Genomic DNA, 20,798 nt, shown 5'->3' with positions numbered 1-20,798 from the left:
TCGAAATATTTAAAATTTAACATTTAAGTTGATGCCGTAACTGCGTGTGCTGGGATTAGATAAACTCTCTAAACCCTGACCGTTACCAGTATTAAAAGCCACTTCTGGATCGATATCTACTGTATTGCGGTGGATGATCCACAGGTTACGGCCAACAAGCGATACTGAAACGCCTTGTAAACTTAGCGGACGAAGCCATTTGGCGGGCAGGTTATAACTTAACTTCACCTCACGAAGTTTAACATAAGAAGCATCGAATATGCTTGATTCATCAATATTTCTGAATGATTTATAATATTGTTGAGCGGGCAATATCTTTTCGTTGCGCTTACCATCAGCTGTTACGCCATCAAAAATAACCCCATCATCATAAACAGTAACCCCCGCTGGTGCTGTTCCATTTACCCTAACTGTTCCATTCTCTTTCTTGTTATCCGGATAATAATAAGATATACCACCATATTCTGCCGCCCTGCCAGGCAATGTAGAAGCCAATACACCTGTATAGGTACCAGTTGAGTAAGTACCATTGTAGATAGAACCACCAATGCTTGCATCAACCAAAACACCTAAGCTTAAACCTTTATAAGTAAAAGTATTGTATACTCCACCAATCCAATCTGGTGTATATTTTCCAAGTACCTGTTTATTAGGATTTGTAGCAGGTGCACCTGTAGCATTAACAATAATGTTTCCGTTTCCATCCCTTAAAAAGGCTGTTCCGAAAAGCGAACCATAAGGCTGCCCAACAGTAGCAATTACCTGCGCTGTGCTTGATGCCACAACATAGTTGGTTAATAATTTTTCGGCATCCAATTCTATTACCCTGCTTCTGTTTGCTGCAAAGTTGAAATCAATATCCCATGTAAAAGCTTTTTTTATTGGTGTAATACCCAACTGTGCTTCGATCCCTTTATTGTTAATTTTTCCGGCATTAAGTAGTTTTGAACTGAAACCTGTACTCTGACTTACATCGGCCGCCAAAATTTGATTGTAACTATTTGTATTATAAGCACTTAAATCGAAACGTAACCTTTTGTTAAAAAACACAGCTTCAACACCCAGTTCGGTAGAAGTTGTAGTTTCTGGTTTTAAATTGGGATTTAAATCTATCGATCCAGGGCTTAACTGAGGGTTAGCACTTACAATATCAGGGTATAACTTAAGTAATTCCGGATCGATATTAAATGGCGCACCAAATGCATAGGTATTAATCAATCGGTAAGGATCTGCATCTTTACCCACTTTAGACCAACCTCCACGGATTTTTAAATAATTAAGGGCTTCACTTTTGATATCAAAAGCTTCGGTAGCTACAAAACTTCCGTTAAACGATGGGTAAAAGTAAGATCTGTTCTGTGCAGGTAAAGTAGATGACCAATCGTTACGGGCGGTGATGTTGGCAAAAAGGTAATTTCTAAATCCTATCTGCCCGGATGCATAAACGCTATACGATTTTAAGCGCGATAAATTATTTGAAGAAATTAAAGGATCGCGTGAGTTCTTAAGCGTGTACAATCCGGCAATGGCCAATTTAGGCGCACTCTGATCGTTTTGTTCAATGGATTGTTTACGGATGTTACCACCACCCAACAATTCCAGACTAAAATCTTCATTTAGCTGTTTGTTGAAGTTTAATGTTGCATCGGTATTATTTTCATTCACCGCAAACGCACTTTCTGTGTAGGAGCCGAATGGCGTTCCATTGGTACCATAAGCAATTCTTACTTTACGCCTGTCGGGTATAATAATCGGTACCCGATCGGAAATTAAAATCAAGGCCATCGATAATTTTATAATTCAGTGCCAAGCTTCCAATAATCCGGTTACGGTTTTGCGAAACAGTATTCTCATAAGCCACCCAATATGGATTGCTATAGTAACTGTTGTTCCAGTTAAACGTTTTTCCATTTTCGTCTAAATAGTTTTTCAACTGGTTAATATCAACCTGCCTGCCAAACCACGTAAACTGCAACATCGTACTTGTTGATCGTGACGACCTGTGCCAGGTAAATTATCTGAATTGAGTTTGCTATAATTGGCATTAGCCGTTAAAGTAAGCTTTGGTGTTATTTTTAGAGATGTATTTAATACAAATGAATTTTTGCCCTGACCTGAGCTTGGCACTATGCCTACCTGTTTAAGGTTATTGTACGAAATCCGGTAATCGTATTTTTCTCCTGCATCAGCAACTGATACACCATTGTTTAATGAATATCCGGTTTGAAAAAAGTCGCGTACATTATCCGGGTGTGCAACAAATGGAACAGCAACTCCTTTAGAAAAGAATTGAGGAATTAATCTTCCATCCAATTTTGGCCCCCAGCTTTCATCTACCCCATCGTTAATGCCTTTGCCCGCACCATCTACATAGCTGAATTTACCTTCGGATCCCTGACCAAATGCATTTTGATAAACAGGGGAGCGTTAATAAGGTTTCTAACACAGCATTTGAGTTTATGGCAATCCCCAATCCTTTTTTTGATTTTCCGGTTTTGGTTTTAATTAAAATCACCCCTGCAGCAGCCCTTGAGCCATATAAAGCAGCCGCGTTGGGGCCCTTTAAAACACTGATCGATTCTATATCTTCCGGGTTAATATCCGAGATGGTATTGGCATAATCTCTTGCCCCGGCAGAATTTAACTGCGAATTATCTACAGGAATCCCATCCACCACGAATAAAGGTTGGTTGTTACCTGCAATTGAAGTTTCACCTCTGATTACCACCCGCGAAGAACCCATGCTGCCCTGACTGTTGGTTACCCTTACACCGGCAATTTTACCTGCCAATGCATTCACCAGGTTAGATTCTTTCGCTTCAGCCAAATCCTGTCCTTTAAGTTCCTGAACCGCATAACCTAAAGATTTCTTTTGTCGCGAAATACCCAACGCAGTTACCACTACCTCATCAAGTGCATTATCGCTCGATTGCAATACAACCGAAATCGGTCCATTTTTGCTGATTTGTATTTCCTGGGTTTTAAAACCAATGTAAGAGAATACTAAAGTACCTTTATCGGGTGCATTTATAGAAAAAGCGCCCTTACCATCAGTAATTGATGTTTGCTTGGTCTCCTTTAAAAGAATGGATACACCGGGAAGTGTTTCTCCATCTGCCGATTTTACCGTACCGGAAACCGTTGCATTTTGAGCGGATAGCTGCTGTGCTATAAAAGAGCAGCAGAATAAACGCTGTTGATTTAATAAATTTAAGCATGTGTGTAGTTAATAATTAGTAAAAGGGATAATAATTTGGGCAAAACGATTCCACCACGATTAAACCGTGTTAATTTTCATATTACTAAAGGATTGGTTAGCCTAGAAAAAGCCTGTTAACCTGGTAGCAGTGCTAACAGGGCTTACACATTCGGGTATATGTGCAAGGATTTAAATAATTTAATTTTTGCTCGTCTGTTTTTTCCATTTGGATGATTTTATTTATAACATTTTTACTAATCAAGAATGCAGCAGAGCAAAAAAAAGCACCTCTTAAATCAGAAGTGCCCCATATATTTTGATAAGGATATGCAAACAACTGACTTAACTATCCCAGATTCATCCGGGATGGATTTAGCACCATTTCTAACAAATAGCTGGTTGCTAAGGCTTCATAGGGCCATTCCCTCCGCCTTTCTTGATAAGTATTTTAAAATAACTGCAGCAAAGGTATAACTAATTCCATTTATCCTATAGTTTTTGTAGATTTTTATTGAAATATTTTTTCTTTGCTCAATATACCCGTATATTTGTCTACTAATTTAGTCGATTAAAACAGTCCTAATGAATTCGAAAATTATTTTATCAGCCTTATTGGCCATATCAACATCACTTACATACGCTCAGGGAAATACTGCTTTAGCAAATAGCCAAAAGCTAAAAACCAGCGCAAAAGCAACTAAAGCCTTTGTAGCATTGGGTAACTGGCGCGGAATAGCCAAAGTAAAGGAAGGATTAGAAATTCCATTCAACTTTGAGATTAATGAAAAAGGCGGTCAGCAGAAATTATATTTTCGCAATGCTGAAGAAAGTTTCGAAGGTGGCGTAGTAACGCAAACTACAGATTCTCTTTTTGTTAAACTTGATCAATTTGATAACGAACTGGCCTTTGCGATTGATGGTGACCAGCTAAATGGTACATTACGAAAACAGGATAAAACAGGTAAACCTTTAACAATTGTTGCTCAACGCAAAAACTTCCGTTTTAATTCCAATAATAAACCCGCCACAGCAGATTATTCTGGCAGTTACCATGTAGTTTTTAAATCGCCTAATGGCAAAGAGGAAAAAACTGTAGGGCTATTTAAGCAAACAGGCAATAAACTTACAGGTACTTTTCTTCGTGTAACCGGCGATTCGCGATTTCTTGAAGGCATAGTAGAAGGAAATGAATTTCAGCTATCCAGCTTTATTGGTTCTTCACCAGCTTATTACAAAGGAACTTTCCAACCTGATGGTACTTTAACAGGCGAGATTTTAGGTGCAAGAGGAAGTCAGCCATTTACAGGAACTAAAAATAAGGATGCTGCCCTACCTGATCCTTATAAACTTACTTACCTTAAAAAGGGTTATAAAACACTCGATTTCAGTTTCCCTGATGTAAATGGTAAAAAGATTTCACTAAAGGATGAAAAATACAAAAATAAAGTTGTGATATTAACCATAACAGGGAGCTGGTGCCCTAACTGTGTAGATGAAGCTACTTTTATTGCACCATGGTATAAAGAAAACAAAAAACGGGGTGTTGAAATTATTGCCTTGCATTACGAACGCTCTACCGAGCCTGAATACGCTAAAAAAGTAATGAACCGCTTCCGCGAACGCTTTGGTATTGAGTACGATCAGGTACTTGCCGGTACTGCTGATAAACAGGTGGTATCTGAATCTTTGCCAGCCCTCGATTCTTTTCTCTCTTTCCCAACCACAATCATTATTGATAAACAAGGTAATGTAGCACAGATACATACCGGTTTTAATGGCCCTGCAACAGGGAAATTTTATGATGAGTTTGTGAAAGAATTTAATACGGAGATTGATACGCTGTTGAAGAAATAATATAATAAATGGTCGGTGGGACACCGACCATTAGAGAAAGTTTTCTTCCTATGGTCGAATTGACGAGTAAACGAGTATTTTATCCCGTTCCGTCATCCTCGCGCAGGCGGGGATCTTACAACAAAAGCATTATAGGGCATTAAGATTCCCAATCAAGTCAGGAATGACGACTTATTTTAGTCGCCATTTTATCCTGTTCCGTCATCCTCGCGCAGGCGGGAATCTTAAAACACAAGCATTATAGCGCATTAAGATTCCCAATCAAGTCAGGAATGACGATTAATTTTCAATCGTCATTTCGAGCGAAGCACCGCGTAGCCGAGAAATCTTTGAACTATGTCTAAAGATTTCACTACCACGGTCAAATGATCAATAAACGAGTATTTTATCCCGCTCCGTCATCCTCGCGCAGGCGGGGATCTTACAACAAAAGCATTAAAGGGCATTAAGATTCCCAATCTAGTGGGAATGACAATTAATTTTCAATCGTCATTTCGAGCGAAGCACCGCGTAGCCGAGAAATCTTTGAACTATGTCTAAAGATTTCACCACCACGGTCAAAATGATCAATAAACGAGTATTTTATCCCGTTCCGTCATCCTCGCGCAGGCGGGGACCCTACAAAACAAGCATTATATAGCATTAAAATTCCCAATCAGGTTCTGCAATTCCTTCACAAAATCCCTATTGAACAACCTTCGCAATAAAATCAACAATTGTTTTTTTAGACACCACAACTGTGGTTGTTCTGCTAAACCTTGCGATATTGACTCCATAAAAATTACCTTGCCAATCGAAAACCGGAGAACCACATTGGTTTGGTTTAATGGCTGCATCATGGGTAAAAATAGCATTAAAACCATCTCTCCTCACAGATTTACCCCCTTCAAATTTTTCTGCCGGATGATTGAAAACCGATTGGCCCCGGCCATCCAGCCTAACAGTTTTATGCATTTTACCTGTATCATTTTTCCATTCAAAAGTAACTTCATCATCTGCCCAAAATTTAGACATTTCAGGTGCAAATTCCTTTGCGGTAGTTACAATGTTTCCGTTAATGCTGATCAGTTCATCTCCAACTTTTATACCTGCTTTTTCTGCCGGACTTCCATCTTTAATTAATGAGAATTGAGCTGGACTAGAATTGTACACCACCATTGCACCTAAATACGGCTGACTATTTATTTTTGGCAAATTAAAAAGCGAACTACCTAAAATACTTCGCATCAGCTTGCCATCATAGTTAATGGTAAAAAGGAATGTACCCATTTCTATCTTAACAGAATCAGCCAAGTTTAATTCGATACCACCAGCCACTTTTTGTTCCATTTCCAGTAAAACGAGGTCATTTTCCTGATCTTTCTTAATTGTTTTTAGTATCACAGCAACTCCGTTTATAAAACAATGCGGATTTTCACCAATTAAAGTGTTTTTAGCTAAAACAAATTGCTTTTTGGCTCCAGCCGTAGTTTTAACATTCAATAATGTGCCCGTCCTCCTGTTCAATCCCTTTTAATTTACTTTTTATTAAAAACGTACTATTAGTGATTTTGGGTGAATCGAAATCCGGGTGCAACGCTTTCTGTTTGGTATCTTTTTGAAGCACCTTTGCTAAAGGATCAACGTCAACACTATCTTTTTTATCCGGAAATGCAGTGTAAAATACCTCTTGGTTTAAGGCTGTCCAATAACGGCGATAAAGATCAACAGGGATTTCGAAATTCATATCTTCTGAAACATCAATGGCACTGTGCAAACCAATTACCCGGCCATAATAATCAAATAACGGTCCACCAGAATCGCCGGGTTCCATTTTACAGGTTGAGTGGATAAAGCCATATTCGTTTTTTACTTCGGCAACTTCCCCTAACCTTAAAGTTGGCTTAGTTTGATCCAAACTTTCAGGATATGAAATGCTGATACAAGGTTCATTTTTGACCAAGCTTGCCGAGTAACCCATTTCTGCAAAGGGATAAACACCCTTATCTGTTATTTTCATCATGCCTACATCAGGTATGCCAGGCGTATTTTTATTGTCGATTTTACCTAAAGCCAGCGCAATACATTCGCGCCCATCAGGAAAAAACACTTTATAGTTTTTTCCAGGTAAAATGGTATGTGCGGCTGTTAAAATATAGCCATCGGCACTTACCACCACCCCACTAAACTGGCCGCTGGTTCTTTGGTTCTGTTGCACATCGAAACCCCACATCCTCACACTTGCCGGGTACGCTTTTTTTAGGGCTTCGGTTATGGTATGCTCAAATTTAGCAACTTGTTTCTTCTGAGCGCTGGCATTAAAAGTAATCAATAGCAATACGCTTAATGCGAGTGCCCTTATGTTGTTTTTCATTTTACTTATGATTTTTAGCCAGGCTGATCCTTTCAGAAATTTCTTTAAGTGCAGCGGCATCTGTTCCGGTAAAGCCGGTAAGTTTAAATACAATATTCCCTTGGCCATTTATTACAAATTTTGCGGGAATGGCATTAACGCCATAATCTTCAACAGCAGTATTATGCCCCAAACCATCTTTAAGATCCATTAGCACCTGAAATTTAAAACCAGACGTTTCTATGTATTTTTTTACATTTTCAAGCGGAGTTTTGGTCGTTTCCCAGGTATGGATAAACAGAAACCTCACTGAGGGATCATTTTTATAGGCATTAACAGCCAATTGCATGGCTGGAAAAGATTTTTTGCATGGCACGCACCATGTAGACCAAAAATCGAGTACAACTACCTTCCCTTTCAAATCTTTTAGTGATACGGCATTTCCATCCAGGTCTTTTAAAGTGAAACCAGGTGCTGGCTCCGCAATCATTTCTGATAAAAGCTTATTTCGTAAGGAATCGGATTTATTTACCGGGCTTTGTGCCAATGCTGAAAAACATACAAACAGGCACAGCGAGGCTAAAAAGCAAAGCTTTAATGAGAATTTCATATTTGATTAAGGAATTTAAAAACGGCAAGGCCATTTTACCGGCCATGCCGAGCGCATAGGTAGATTAAATAATTATTTCCAATATTTTTTCTTTCGGTGGATAACATTTGGTCTCATCACATACCTGGTAATACAAACCACATTTAATTTTAGTACCGGCTTTTGCCTTGCTGTAATCCACCATTATCCTAAAGTCTGCCTTTCCTTCAAAAATAAACATACCTTCATTACCAGGGTATGGCACAGCTGCTGTTGTTTTCCATTCGTGATCGGCTACTGCACCTTCAGGGAGTTCGAGTCTGGTTTCGGTAACTACAAAAGGATTATCTTTTGCTACATAAGCATAGATATGCCAGCCTTTTAAAATTTTGGCCTCGATAAGCAAACTATCTTTTTTATCGCCATTACCTGGGATAAACTTTGCAGAAACAGCCACAGGATCAGCCGTTGTGGGTTCTGCACTCAAAATTTCTTTTGGTAAGTGATAACTTTGCAGCTGGTTTTGAGTAACATTTTTGCCGAATGTGTTTACCATAAATTTAAAGCCACCTGCTTCGGTATAAAACAGATTGTTGCGGTTTTGATCAAGCCATTTTCGCCAATCTGCTGCCTTATTAAATTTTTCTACAGTATAACGCTCCAAAAGGCGTTGGGCCATTGCAACATCTGTATTGGATTCGAGCAGGCTTACGCATTTATCCAAAAGGGCAACTTTTCGGTTGGAAATCCCCAACTTTTGTGCATCGCGATCCAATTGCAGGCTGTACACACCCGAAGGATAAAAATATTCATAATTTTGGCGGTAATACTTGTGGTATTGATTGATATTAGTACCATAAAGGTTGAATAAACTATCGCCAGCAAAACCTTTTACATAATCTTCGAACGATTGCGTATCGTTGGTAATCGGCATTTTTAAAAACATTTCGTTGCCATGGCCAATGTCTTCGCCTTTTGCCTTTTTATCTTTTAATTCCTGTTGCATTTTCAGCATCCGAAGATTACCTTCCTTTCGGGATACTATAGCCTGATTGTAAAGGTCTTTGTTCAGGCGGTATACCAATTCATCAATCCCACTCCTGGTTTCAATCTGTACCTTTTTAACAATAGCTGATAAATGATCGAACTTTTTAATATAACAGATGCTGTTTACAAAAACATCCTTCGCTTCATCCGTCATATAATCAGGCGAACCTGCAAAACCCCACATAAAATAATTTCCCTGGCGACCCAATGCTACGGCTTCAGCATTTTTAAGGCAAACCCCACCCGAAATTGATTCAGCATCAGGAGAATCGTTAAAGCCTTCGCCGTGCGAAACCATCCCGATTAAATAAGGCTCTTTGGATGAAAAACCCTGCTTTACCACCTGCCACATATCCATTTGCTTTGGCGTTGCGGCAGCCTGGTGCCCATTAAAAAAAGAACCGGGAGTTGTTTTTTTTACTAAAGTTAACTTAACTGCGTTTGGCGTATTAAAAATAGGGTGACTGGTTTTAATGTTCAACGCTTCATTATCCAGACACTGGCAATACCAATCAAATTTTAAACCTAAGGGCAAACCTACATTCGGTGCCATGGCATGCATCAAAACCATCGGACGGTTAAAATTTGCAGGCAGCGCAACCGGACCAGCATCCATTAAGGTAACATCAACCGTATCAGACATTTCTACCTTATAATCAGCCACATCTACCACGCTTACTTCAGTAAACCGTTGCTCAAGAAAAGCTTTAAAATCTGCCATTCTTGTTTTGTAAACTTTATCTACTATACCTGGTGTGGTAGAATAGTAAACCACATTTTTGGGCATAGGTTTATCAGGATTATACCCAACGTACAAAACCTTTAAAGCAATTTTATCACGACGTTTTCCGCTGGCAAATGTGAGCAGCGAAATTAACATGAGGCATACCGTTAGTATCTTTTTCATCTTTACTTGTTTGGCCTTGATTTAATTAAATATTTCTGCCAGTTTCTTGTTTAAAGGTTCGCCACGTAGGCCATTGCCAATAATTTTACCCTGGGCATCAACCAAAAAACTTGCAGGAACTGCACGTACACCATATAAACGGCCCACTTCATTGTTCCAGCCTTTTAAATCTGATACGTGGATCCAGTCTAAACCATCCTTTTCAATGGCTTCAAGCCAACGTTCTTTTACATTATCAAGGGAAACTGAAATAATTTCGAAGCCTTTATCTTTATAAGTCTGATATTGCTTAACCAGATTTGGGTTTTCTGCCCTGCATGGACTGCACCAGCTTGCCCAAAACTCTACCAATACTACTTTACCTTTTAAACTGGCCAATGAAACTGGTTTGCCTATAACATTATTTTGTGTAAAAAGTGGTGCTGCATTTCCAATTGCCGTAATGCCACTTGCGGCAATGCGCTGCGCCAGTTCTTTTCCCATGTCAGTTTCGCGATATTCTTTATTTAAGGCATTAAACAGCGGCTGAACTTTAGCTACATCAACCTTAGTTCCGGCAGCTTCTGATAGCGCTACTAATGAGAAAAATGAAGTTGGGTGTTCTTTTGCAAACAAAAACTGTTTATCGGTTCTGTTCTGAATGTTTTTTCTATAGCGCATATCTACTGCTTTCGTGTAAGCGGTATCTTTTTGCTGTTCGGGTGTGCCACGGTTAAAATCGATGTTTACAGCTTTGGTAAGTGCCATAATGGTACCTCCAATTGCTTTGTTGTAAGCATCGTATTCCTGGTAAACTTTTGAACCTGTAAAAACGGCATTATCCAGCGAATCTTTAGAAGTAATGGTCACCTGTTCTTTTCCAAAATAAAAATAAATCACATCGCCTGTATAAACGGCCTTTCCTTTGCCACCACCAGTATGATCTAACGCCATACGCGCATAGGCATTGCCAGTAATATGGCCCGAAAATTTAAAGTTGCCATTTACCAGTGCTACAGAATCTTCATGGCTTACACCATTATCCATGTAATCGATATAGGCTTTGGCAGGAGAACCCAAAGTGCCTATTTTGCCTGTTAAGCTAAAATTAGGTGTTTGCGCCCACAGCAAAACCGGGAACAATAACGCCAATAGTGATAATTTTATAGTTTTCATCTAAATGTTTTTATAAGTTGAGTAAATTCATGCCTAAGGGTTAAGGTACTAAGGCATGAAATAGTTATTTTCTGATTGCGATATCTACTGGATTACCTGGAATTCCTTCTATTTTTTTAAGGAGAACACCATTCATGCCGGTACTTATGTTTAGAAAAGAAACGGTTTGTTCTGTTCCTACCATCAGTGTTTCTTCATCGTCAGAAAGTTTTAGCATCGTAATTGTTTTGCCGCTAAAGCTAGTGGTGAGTTCTCTTAACTCTTCATTTACAGGGTTGTAACGGTAAAGCTTACTACCATTGGCAATATAGATTACGCCATTTTTAGCACCGCTCCATTTTGTATTTTCATTAATCAAATCTTGGCGTACAAAAGCACGTTTGTGTTGAGGCGTAAAAGTGAATGGCCCGTTAAACTGAACATTAAATTTTAATTCATAAATTTTCCCGTCTGTTCCCTTGCAATAGGCAAAACAATCTGCATTATTAAGCTGCTCTAAATGAATAAGATCCATACCTACATTTGTTGGATCGAAAGCACTTGTAGTAGTAACTGAATATTGGGTACCAAAATATACTGGCGCACCATAAAGGTTGATCCGTACAAATTGCTTTTTGTTTTTGTCGAAACCGATAAAATAAGTAGCCGATTGCGTAAAACTCATCACAAAAGATGGCGCAAGTTCATAATCACCATCAGCTGGCAAAGCGAACATTCCATACGTTGCGGCCTGGTCCCATGTGCTGGTTGTACCACCGTAAAATTTACCATTTACTACGCCCATCATTACGCCCTGAGGATGTGAGATGAATGAACCAACCTCTAAATTATCTGGTTGAGTGAAAAAATTATCTTTAAGTGTATTTGGATATTTAGGATCTTCCAGCATCGTATTTGGTTCGAGCCTGATTCCGCCATTTTTTGTAATTATCCAATAACCCAATAAGGTACCACCGGTAAATGTATTTCCGAGCAGAAATAAATTTGTGGGGTTTGCAGGTAAATCTTTTCCGTGTATTGCCTTGTACAAACGTGCCTGCACGCTGCCATCAGGTTTTACAAATGAAAACTGTGTAATTCCATTTTCTACACTTAATACCGAGGTTCCATTGGCAAATTCAGTACCGCCGTCTATAAAAAACTTATGGAAATATTTCATTCCGTTTGCTTTATTTAAGATGGTAAGTCGCGCAGCATACCTTTTGGCTTGTAAACCGAAAATTATCCTTAAAGCGGGGCCGTTGTAAATTACATCGGTACCTTCAATTACACTAATTCTCCATTGTAATTCAACATTAGCTGCATCTGCCCCTTCTATTTTTGGCTTAATAATCAAACTATCACCTACACTTGCCGTATAAACAGAATCTAGATTAGCAAGTTTCGGCTCTAAAGGCAAATTGATATCATAATTGCCTAGGTCTTTATGACATGCGGCTAGAGAAACCACACCAATTATTAACAAGATTAATTTTCTAATATTCATGTTTTTATAATTAAATAACCTCATTACCATTTTCATCTATAAAATAATATTTGCCATTCTGCATATTTTTTCTCAGCAATGTTTTCTTAGCCGGATTTTTCTTATTGTAGAAATAGTAGCTGTCGGTATTACCAGCGGTTACCGCTTCTATCACATAACCTTTTGCTTCATTTTTAGTTACCCAATTGAATGGATTATTGAGCATAGTGGTTAATAAGCCTATATAATAAAGGTTCTTCGGCGCATCAAGTCCGTCAGTAGTGAGAGAGGTTTGCCCGGTTACCAGAATAAACAACTCATGCTTGGTTCTTGAATAAGGAGGAAGTGGCCAGGTATCCCACCAGCCTGGTTTTTCCAGTTTTGAGGAGAATACAACCTTTGCCCTGATTAGAAAAGGGTTTTCGATACCAAGATCCGCTGTAGCAGTTAATTTGATCAGTATGGAAACCGATCTGTTTTCGAGTTCCTTATCCTTGTTGTAAATCACCACAGGAATGTATCCTAATCCATTATTTGGACGAATGGAATACTGAGCTTTAAGGGGTTCATAATGAAGTCCGGCGGTTGCAGTTGAAGAATCAGCATCTACCCTTGCACTAAATTTTCGCTCAACATCTGTTCTGATTCCTGATAAACGCACCGGTAGCCAAACAGTATCCTGGGCAAGCGTTGGATTATAAGCGAAAGTTTTTACAATACTGTCCTTATCCCCGTTGTAAATATCAAAATAAACGTTAGCATTGTGATTAAAGCGCATTTCTTCTGCTTTCTTGCATGATGCAAGGCAAATGATTGCGAATATTAATATGTATATTTTCATAATTTGCTATTTATAGAATTTCAAATTGTTATCTGCCGCCATAAACAATCTCATCATTAGGAAGAGGAAGTACAAAAATGTTATCAGAAGCAGGTATAATGGTTCCTGTTTGCCCTACTATACCTCTGTTAAGACGTTTGTACATATAAAACAACTGCCCTTCTGCCAACCATTCTTTACGCGCATCCTTTAACAGCTCTTTTATTAAATCTTCCTCACTATTTATGTTTAAAGGATCTCCTATTTGCCTAGCTTCACGCACTTGGGTAAGGTAATTAACCGCAGTTGTGGGATTACTTGCATACGAACATTCTGCTGCGATATAATACATTTCACTCAGCCTTATTGCAGGTGCCATCAGGTAATGTAGGTTTGCAGTTGCTTCGGCACTTAATGGGTTCCTCCGGTATTTTACGATATCGTAAGACCTTGACGATTGATTGGAAGTGGCAGATAACCAGTATTTATAGCGCGAATCGCTTGCTCCGGCTGTTGCCTTTTCGTAAATATAATCTGCAGCATCTTCAATCAAATAAAAGCCCCTGGTGCCACTTTGAAACCAATTGTCTTTAATTTCTTTTGCTGCACCTGGTATATACCAACCAAAAACCAGCTCTTTGTATAGAATACGGTCTTTCTTCGAATCTTCAAACGCCTCAAAATCACTTTTTGCTGTCCAAGGGAATTTTTTCGAATCAATCACCTCTTTTGCGTTTAACAGGGCTTTAACTTTATCGTTTTTGTAAAGGTAAACCCTTGCAAGTGTTCCACATACCGCATAATAATTTAAACGATGCCTTCTGTTCTGTAAGAAAAGACTTGGGTTTTTTTCCTCTGTATTTTTTAAGGAGTCGGTAACCAATGGGTAGTTTACAATATAATTGGCATTCCGGATCGGATCGGCAATGAGCAGTTGTTTAGCCGCTTCTAAATCTTTAATAATAAGATCCATCGTTTCAGCCACGGTAGAAACCGGCGTAATCTCTTTTGTGTACTTATTGGCATACGGAACTCCTTTTGCTGAAGGATTTCTTAAATAAGAAGGTGCAAAAAGGCGCAATAAATCAAAATGTAAATATGCTCTTAACGCAAGTGCTTCACCTTTGACAATGGAATAATTTGCACCGCTAAAAATGTTCTTTTTAGCATCTACGTTCTCAAGGATGAGGTTACAGTTTACAATTGCATTGTATAAACCAGCCCATATTTTATCTTTCCGCTTGATAAATTCGCCGTGTTTATAATTGTATAACGAGGTTTGTCTGTAATCCTGTCCGTCATCACGCATTGAAAAATTTTGAGCAAGCACCTCTGTGGTACCGAACGTAAGTTCTTTACCATAAAGATCCGATTCTGTACTTCGGTTATATACTCCGTTTATGGCTTCCATAAAACCACTTTCTGTACTGAATAAAATCGGAGCAGCAATCTCTGATTCGGGCTCTACCTCCAGCCATTTCTTGCAGGAACCAAATAATCCGGTTATTAAGATGAGGCAGATTAACAATCTAATTTTCATGTTTTTATATTTTAAATCTGTTAAATAATCGCTTAAAAAGCTGCTCTAACAGAAAAGGTTAAACTCCTGGTAAATGGATAATTAATTCCCCTTTCTTCTTTTACTGACGACCAGCGCACTACATCGTTGGCGGTGATTTGAAACATGAGACTCGACATCGATAATTTGGATGCGATTTTTTTACTCATATCATAAGAAAGGTTTACAGATTGAAGGTTGATCATATTATCTGGCTGTATAAACCTCGAGCTTACATCGGTTTCGCCATTATCTGCTATGTTTTTATAAAAAGAAAGGTCACCAGACTCCTTCCATTTTTCTTCGAAAACACGTTTATCAACATTATATCTGGGATCAGCATTTTCAACACGTTCTACCAGCGTTAAGTTATATTTATCGCCACCAAAATACGTTTGAAACTGTACGTACAAACTAAATCTTTTGTAGTTAACCGTTCCGCCAAAGTAGCCGCTAACTTTAGGGTTCGGATCACCAATTACCACATAATCTCTCTTATCGTAATCGTAGGTAAGCGTACCATCTTTTTTAAGGTAAAGTTCACGTCCGTTTTCAGGATCAATACCTAACGAACGCACACCGTAAATGGCGTTAAAAGGTTGCCCTTCGCTAAACCTAAGCAATGGAATACCCCTGTAGCCACCATCACCAGGTTTTAAAGATTGTAATTCATCAGCCCGGTCATTGTATTTTTTTAAGGCATTGGAAATTCTAACCACCTTGTTTCTGTTTGAAACCATACTTGCGTTAAGGTTTACCGACCAATCTTTACTTCTCACCGCATCTATTACCAAGCCCAACTCAGCTCCTTTATTCTCCATATCACCAAGGTTCTCTTTATATGATAAAAATCCTGTAGATGGTGGTAAGGTTATATCAGCTAAAATATCTTTGGTAAACTTTTTATATATTCTTGGGGTAATCATAATACGATCTTTAAACAAGCCGATATCAATACCAATATCCGTCATCCGTGTTTTTTGCCATCCAAGGTTTTCATTTCCATAGCTGTTTACTCCGGCACCAATACCCGACGAATACCAATTTCCGGTATTGTACTTGTAAATGGTTTTTGATAAGTATGGATCAAACTCTACCGAACCAGTAAGCCCCGTTGATGCCTTTATTCTAAGTTGACTAATTACGCTGTTTCCCTGTAAAAATTCTTCCTGATGGATATTCCATCCTAACCCAAACGACCAAAAAGGAGCAAGTTTATTGTTAACACCAAATTTTGAAGAGCCATCGATACGAACCGTTCCATCCATAAGGTACCGGTTTTTGTAAGCGTAGTTCATCGTAAAGAAAGAACCGAAAAGTCGTGCCTTTTCAAGCCTGCTCTGTGGTTTTCCATCTTCGGCATAACCTTTTGCAAAACCTATACTGGTAAAACGATCATTTGCAAATCCAATGGCCGTAAATTCCTTCTGGTCACGCAGTTCTGTACGGGCATTTACACCTACCAATGCGTTAAAATAACTGCCTCCAATTTGCTTTAACCAGGTTAAGCGGACATTACTGTCCCAATAGGTTTCTTTCATTTCCCTATTTGTGTATTCACCTTTTTCATCAATTTTATCGGTAGTATAGAGGTAATATTTGTTGGCCTGTGGGGAGGTAAATACATCGTCAGAATTTGATTTAACCGTTACGCTCATCTGCCCCCTCAACCGAAGGTTTTTTGCAATTTCAATATCTGCAGAAAGGTTATCAATAATTTCGGTGTACTTAGATTTATTAAAACTGCTTAAACCAGCATCAAATAAAGGGTTAAAAACATATTCCTTTGATCGGTCTTGTTTTTCATATACATCCGAAATCCGCATGGCCATACCATTGGCATCCTGCAAAGGGTAATAAGGATTCATTCGTACATAGTTAGAAAAATCACCATAAGGAGATTCTGTTGCACCAACCTGTGTTACAGATAATTCATTTCTGAACTGAATTTTATTCATATTATACTGAAAACCCATTCCACCAGAGTATTGATCACGCTCCGAGCCTTTCATTGCGCCAGGTCTGTTTTGGTAGCGAAGGTTTACATTGTACCGGAATGCCTGCGAACCACCATCAAGATTTACAGCATGTTTGTGCCCGATTGTATTACGGAGTGGTTGCGATAACCAATAACTATTTACGCCACCAACAACATTGGCTTTTTTGTGGTAATAAATTTCATCAAGCTGATCTTGAGAAACCTGTTGTTTTGAAGAACTATATAATCCTGCTAAAACCTCATAATCTAATTTTTCAGCAGCATTTAATACCTGATAATCAGTAAGATCTGCTGCCGTCAGGTTCAATTCATAATTGTATTCTATTCTTAAATTTCCTTCTAAAGGTGTTTTAGTGGTAATTACAATTACGCCATTAGCCGCACGCGACCCATAAATTGCTGTTGCAGCCGCATCTTTTAATGAGGTAACTGAGGCAATCCTATTCACATCCAAATCAAATACTTTTTCTACGCTTACTTCATAACCATCAAGCATAAAAACAGGCATATTTGCCCTTCCCTGAATTTCATCCCTTCTCAATACCTGGCCATCACCACTTGGTAGTGCTGATGCTCCCCTAACATTGATGGATGGAATTCTGTTCGGGTTAGATCCGGCAAGGTTATTATCTATCAGTTTAAAAGAGGGATCGAATGTTCCAATACTTTGAAGTAAATTTTGTGGATTTACCCTTCTAAGCTGATCTCCTGATATAGTAATCGCATTACCGGTGTAATTATCCTTTTTAATGGTTTGATAACCCGTAACCACCACATCGTTCATCTGTGTTAATTTAGGGCTAAGCTTAATGTTAAACGTTTTACCGCTTATGGCTTTTTCTTCTGATACATCGTAACCTACATAACTAAAAACCAAAATACTGCCTTCATCAACATTCACCTTAAACTCGCCCTTATCGTTTGTAAGGCCAACACTTGCTCCATTTTTAACAGAAACATTTACACCAGGAATTGTTTCGCCAGTGGCTTTATCAGTAACTACACCCTTTACTTCAACTTTTACGGCTGCACGTACTGCAACAGCTGGTAAATTTTCCTTGCCGCTAATTACGATGGTTTTGTTTACGATATTGTAACTCAGGTTCTGATCCTTTAAAGTGGTATTAAGTGCTTCCACCAACGAAGCCTTAATCAACTCAACAGTAACATCAGGTTTATCTTCCAAAACCTGGCCTTTGTAGAAAAAGAAATAACCCGTTTGCTTTTTAATCTCTTTAAAAACCTTTTTTAACGAAGTTTTTCTCCGGGATATGGTAACGGTTTGAGAAAAAGTGGCTGCCGACACATGTAAGGCACCAACAAGTAATAAGATTGTAGTCAATTTCATGACCAATAAAAATTTAATCTTTACCCTCCGCACTTCGCATGCGGGGTTGTAAAGGGTAGTTAATTTCATACCTTTGTAATGAATGAGGTTAAAAAATAGCAGCTGGGTTCGAAGCAAGCTGCTTGTCCAAATTTCTACCGGAAGCGTTGTCGCGCTTTCGGTTTGTATTAAAGGTATAATGCTAAATTTCTGGTAGTTTTTTCATCATAAAGTTTAGTTAGTTTGTAAATTGGTTGGTTGATTTTCTTGGCTGTTTATAGAAAAGCCCTTCTTATTTAATTTCCTGATACCGTAAGTACTTTGCCCTTTACCTCAATATGCACGTGGTTAAGCTCCAATATTTTAAAAACCTCGGCCAGGTTGCTATTCCTTGGTATCTCTCCCACATATTTTTCAGGCGCAATTTTGCCCTGGTAAACCACATCTACATCATACCAGCGTGAAATCTGACGCATAACACTCTGTAAATCATCATTATCGAACGAAAAAATATTATTTTTCCAGGCCATTTCCTTATCTGTATCCACTTGTGCATTAAGCGTTAACTTTGCGCTGTTTGGAAAAAATTGCGATTGCTCTCCAGGATGTAAATTTACTATACCTGTAGCCGCACTCACTTTTACCGCACCTTCTAATAAGGTAGTTTTTATGGTCGATTCATCCCCATAAGCATTAATATTGAAATGTGTACCTAAAACTTCTACTGTTTGTGCATCTGTTTTAACCCTGAAAGGACGTGTATGATCTTTTGAAACCTCAAAATATGCTTCACCACTTAACGATACCACCCTTTCGTTTTTAGCAAAGACATAAGGATATGTAAGTTTTGTGGCAGCATTAAGCCATACCTTTGTACCATCAGGCAAGGTTACCTCGTATTGCCCGCCACGAGGTGTGCTAATTGTATTTACCCCCGCAGTGGATGCGTTAGGATTTTCTTTAATAATGTATTCGAGCTGACCATTTTTAGCCTTACGGATAATGATACCATTCTGATTGGCAATCTGACCATTTTTGGCATCGTCCAAATCAACAACAGTACCATCTGCCAGTGTTAACATAGCTTTTTGACCGCCAGGCTGAATATCTTTCAGTTCCGTTTTGGCCACTAAAGGCGCATCCTTATGCTGAATGAAATAAAAAGTTCCAATAGCAAAGCATAAAACAATACTTGCTGCAATGGCAACATTTTTAAACGTAATTAATTTTACTGCCTTAGGGCGTGGATTTAAACTATTCCAAACTTCTGCTTTACTGGTTTCAATAGTTGTATGTGCCGGAGCAACAGCTTCATCAGGCAGTTGGAGATACCAATCTTCTACCAGAGCAATTTCTTCTGCTGTACAGTTGCCCGCAAGATATTTATCTAAAAGCTTTTTTGCGTTTTTCTCCATTAAAAAAGAAATCTAGTTTGGTTGATTAGTGTATATACGGCGAAGCCATTACGCTGGGGGTAGGCGAAAATCATTTTTATTTATAAATAATCTGATTTTACTCTTTTTTGTAGAAAAAAACAGCACTATAATAAGGAAGTATTATAGCTATCGATATGTTTTAAATAGTAAAGCAACGTAAACAACCAGTCCTAACCTGGTTTTAAGAATTCTCAGTGCATTTTTAACCTGAGTTTTAACAGTTAAATCCGAAAGCCCTAACTGAATGGCAATTTCTTTATGCGATTTATTCTCTTTTCTACTTAAAATAAATATTTCGCGCATTTTTGGCGGTAAAGCATCAATTTCTTTCTCAATTAATAAAGCCATTTGTTTTTCACGAACAAGATAATCCGTCAAAACATGGTCCTGATCGATATAATCCTGTAAAGAATCCACATATTTATTTTCGACCTTTTGATGGGCAAACACATCTAAAACCCTATTGCGGACGGCAGTATATAAATAGGCGGATAAATTACCGTCGGGTGCCACCTGCATGCGTTTTACCCAAAGCGACTCGAATAACTGATGGAGCACATCCTTTGCTTCTTCTTCGTCGTTTAACCGTTTACTGGCATGAATAAAAAGAAGCCCATAAAAGCGGTTGTAGATTTCGGTAAATGCAAGTTCATCACCTTGAGTTAACAAGAATGCCAATTCGCTGTCAGAATATGAACTGTAAATACGCATAGGAATAACACAAAGATAATATAAATACAATCGGTTTCATTGCGTTATTTGAGGCTTATCTTACTTATATCTTGATATTTGCAAATTTCAATAAGAAATATGTAGAATATCCGGTGAAATAATTAAGTTCTACAGTTATTAGTGCTTTTGTAATTGGAATAAGTCTATAAATAACTAAACACAACATTAGTATGATAAATTTACAGCACCAGTGTTGCGTAATTCGTATTTAATTTATCCAAAAAATCAGGAATTTAAACATTTAATGAAAAATCAAAGATATTAATGCAAAAGAAATATCCTCAACTGTTAAAGCTGCGTTTATTCTTTATAAAACCATAATGAAGCCGAGCGGCAAATACTCAAAGAATGTCCCATTGGCTTTTGAATTTTGGCCAA

The 20,798-nt window shown here is 38.3% G+C and carries 16 protein-coding genes, 1 pseudogene and 1 riboswitch; of the genes and pseudogenes, 1 reads left to right on the top strand and 16 read right to left on the bottom strand.

The window, feature by feature from the left end; translation table 11 throughout:
• Positions 1-9: 9 nt before the first annotated feature.
• The 5 genes and pseudogenes from AC0IWE_RS17990 to AC0IWE_RS17970 form a co-directional block, all read right to left on the bottom strand.
• Positions 10-1,785 (bottom strand): TonB-dependent receptor domain-containing protein, encoded by a 1,776-nt coding sequence (locus AC0IWE_RS17990; protein ID WP_471794138.1) that lies wholly within the window; start codon positions 1,783-1,785, stop codon positions 10-12.
• Entirely contained in the window at positions 1,730-1,933 is a 204-nt protein-coding gene (locus AC0IWE_RS17985; protein ID WP_471794137.1) for a hypothetical protein, read from the bottom strand. The genes AC0IWE_RS17990 and AC0IWE_RS17985 overlap by 56 nt, the downstream gene beginning before the upstream one ends.
• The gene (locus AC0IWE_RS17980; RefSeq protein WP_471794136.1) at positions 1,930-2,313 is read right to left on the bottom strand and encodes a hypothetical protein; all 384 of its coding nucleotides are present in this window, start codon (positions 2,311-2,313) and stop codon (positions 1,930-1,932) included. Before AC0IWE_RS17980 ends, AC0IWE_RS17985 begins: the two co-directional genes overlap by 4 nt.
• 67 nt (positions 2,314-2,380) lie before the next feature.
• The gene (locus tag AC0IWE_RS17975; RefSeq protein WP_471794135.1) at positions 2,381-2,935 is read right to left on the bottom strand and encodes a TonB-dependent receptor plug domain-containing protein; all 555 of its coding nucleotides are present in this window, start codon (positions 2,933-2,935) and stop codon (positions 2,381-2,383) included.
• Positions 2,936-2,956: 21 nt separating this feature from the next.
• Positions 2,957-3,088 (bottom strand): annotated as a pseudogene (locus AC0IWE_RS17970) (carboxypeptidase-like regulatory domain-containing protein); the annotation flags it as partial.
• 450 nt (positions 3,089-3,538) lie between these two features.
• Positions 3,539-3,645: riboswitch (SAM riboswitch) on the bottom strand.
• 136 nt (positions 3,646-3,781) lie between these two features.
• Between AC0IWE_RS17970 and AC0IWE_RS17965 the strand changes: the two are divergent.
• Positions 3,782-5,053 (top strand): peroxiredoxin family protein, encoded by a 1,272-nt coding sequence (locus tag AC0IWE_RS17965; RefSeq protein ID WP_471794134.1) that lies wholly within the window; start codon positions 3,782-3,784, stop codon positions 5,051-5,053.
• 684 nt (positions 5,054-5,737) lie between these two features.
• Here the strand turns inward: AC0IWE_RS17965 and AC0IWE_RS17960 are convergent.
• The 11 genes from AC0IWE_RS17960 to AC0IWE_RS17910 form a co-directional block, all read right to left on the bottom strand.
• A complete protein-coding gene (locus AC0IWE_RS17960; RefSeq protein ID WP_471794133.1) occupies positions 5,738-6,559 on the bottom strand; it encodes a PDZ domain-containing protein in 822 nt (273 codons plus the stop codon).
• Positions 6,525-7,406 (bottom strand): S1C family serine protease, encoded by an 882-nt coding sequence (locus tag AC0IWE_RS17955; RefSeq protein ID WP_471794132.1) that lies wholly within the window; start codon positions 7,404-7,406, stop codon positions 6,525-6,527. Before AC0IWE_RS17955 ends, AC0IWE_RS17960 begins: the two co-directional genes overlap by 35 nt.
• A 1-nt stretch (position 7,407) precedes the next feature.
• A complete protein-coding gene (locus tag AC0IWE_RS17950) occupies positions 7,408-7,995 on the bottom strand; it encodes a TlpA family protein disulfide reductase (RefSeq protein ID WP_471794131.1) in 588 nt (195 codons plus the stop codon).
• Positions 7,996-8,059: 64 nt separating this feature from the next.
• On the bottom strand, positions 8,060-9,928 hold the full coding sequence (locus AC0IWE_RS17945) for a protein-disulfide reductase DsbD domain-containing protein (protein ID WP_471794130.1): 1,869 nt from the start codon (positions 9,926-9,928) through the stop codon (positions 8,060-8,062).
• A 21-nt stretch (positions 9,929-9,949) separates the two neighbouring features.
• Positions 9,950-11,083: a redoxin domain-containing protein gene (locus AC0IWE_RS17940; RefSeq protein WP_471794129.1), complete on the bottom strand. Its 1,134-nt coding sequence runs from the start codon at positions 11,081-11,083 to the stop codon at positions 9,950-9,952.
• 64 nt (positions 11,084-11,147) lie between these two features.
• Positions 11,148-12,569, bottom strand: coding sequence for a PKD-like family lipoprotein (locus tag AC0IWE_RS17935; RefSeq protein ID WP_471794128.1), 1,422 nt, complete (start codon positions 12,567-12,569; stop codon positions 11,148-11,150).
• Positions 12,570-12,579: 10 nt separating this feature from the next.
• Entirely contained in the window at positions 12,580-13,389 is an 810-nt protein-coding gene (locus AC0IWE_RS17930; RefSeq protein ID WP_471794127.1) for a DUF4843 domain-containing protein, read from the bottom strand.
• Positions 13,390-13,417: 28 nt separating this feature from the next.
• Positions 13,418-14,908, bottom strand: a complete 1,491-nt coding sequence (locus AC0IWE_RS17925; protein ID WP_471794126.1) for a RagB/SusD family nutrient uptake outer membrane protein — start codon at positions 14,906-14,908, stop codon at positions 13,418-13,420.
• 32 nt (positions 14,909-14,940) lie between these two features.
• A complete protein-coding gene (locus tag AC0IWE_RS17920) occupies positions 14,941-18,273 on the bottom strand; it encodes a SusC/RagA family TonB-linked outer membrane protein (protein WP_471794125.1) in 3,333 nt (1,110 codons plus the stop codon).
• Between the two features lie 275 nt (positions 18,274-18,548).
• Positions 18,549-19,667, bottom strand: coding sequence for a FecR family protein (locus AC0IWE_RS17915; protein WP_471794124.1), 1,119 nt, complete (start codon positions 19,665-19,667; stop codon positions 18,549-18,551).
• Positions 19,668-19,814: 147 nt separating this feature from the next.
• Entirely contained in the window at positions 19,815-20,399 is a 585-nt protein-coding gene (locus tag AC0IWE_RS17910; RefSeq protein ID WP_471794123.1) for an RNA polymerase sigma-70 factor, read from the bottom strand.
• Positions 20,400-20,798 lie beyond the last annotated feature (399 nt).

The sequence above is a fragment of the Pedobacter sp. AC402 genome, assembly GCF_979252805.1.
Note: the sequence above shows the minus strand (reverse complement) of the source record. Positions and strands in the feature narration are given on the sequence as shown.

Bases quoted from the DNA above. Each gene is read 5' to 3' on its own strand.
- AC0IWE_RS17990 (WP_471794138.1), bottom strand. From the start codon at position 1,785: ATGGCCTTGATTTTAATTTCCGATCGGGTACCGATTATTATACCCGAC.
- AC0IWE_RS17965 (WP_471794134.1), top strand. From the start codon at position 3,782: ATGAATTCGAAAATTATTTTATCAGCCTTATTGGCCATATCAACATCA.
- AC0IWE_RS17955 (WP_471794132.1), bottom strand. From the start codon at position 7,406: ATGAAAAACAACATAAGGGCACTCGCATTAAGCGTATTGCTATTGATT.
- AC0IWE_RS17950 (WP_471794131.1), bottom strand. From the start codon at position 7,995: ATGAAATTCTCATTAAAGCTTTGCTTTTTAGCCTCGCTGTGCCTGTTT.
- AC0IWE_RS17945 (WP_471794130.1), bottom strand. From the start codon at position 9,928: ATGAAAAAGATACTAACGGTATGCCTCATGTTAATTTCGCTGCTCACA.
- AC0IWE_RS17940 (WP_471794129.1), bottom strand. From the start codon at position 11,083: ATGAAAACTATAAAATTATCACTATTGGCGTTATTGTTCCCGGTTTTG.
- AC0IWE_RS17935 (WP_471794128.1), bottom strand. From the start codon at position 12,569: ATGAATATTAGAAAATTAATCTTGTTAATAATTGGTGTGGTTTCTCTA.
- AC0IWE_RS17930 (WP_471794127.1), bottom strand. From the start codon at position 13,389: ATGAAAATATACATATTAATATTCGCAATCATTTGCCTTGCATCATGC.
- AC0IWE_RS17925 (WP_471794126.1), bottom strand. From the start codon at position 14,908: ATGAAAATTAGATTGTTAATCTGCCTCATCTTAATAACCGGATTATTT.
- AC0IWE_RS17920 (WP_471794125.1), bottom strand. From the start codon at position 18,273: ATGAAATTGACTACAATCTTATTACTTGTTGGTGCCTTACATGTGTCG.
- AC0IWE_RS17915 (WP_471794124.1), bottom strand. From the start codon at position 19,667: ATGGAGAAAAACGCAAAAAAGCTTTTAGATAAATATCTTGCGGGCAAC.
- AC0IWE_RS17910 (WP_471794123.1), bottom strand. From the start codon at position 20,399: ATGCGTATTTACAGTTCATATTCTGACAGCGAATTGGCATTCTTGTTA.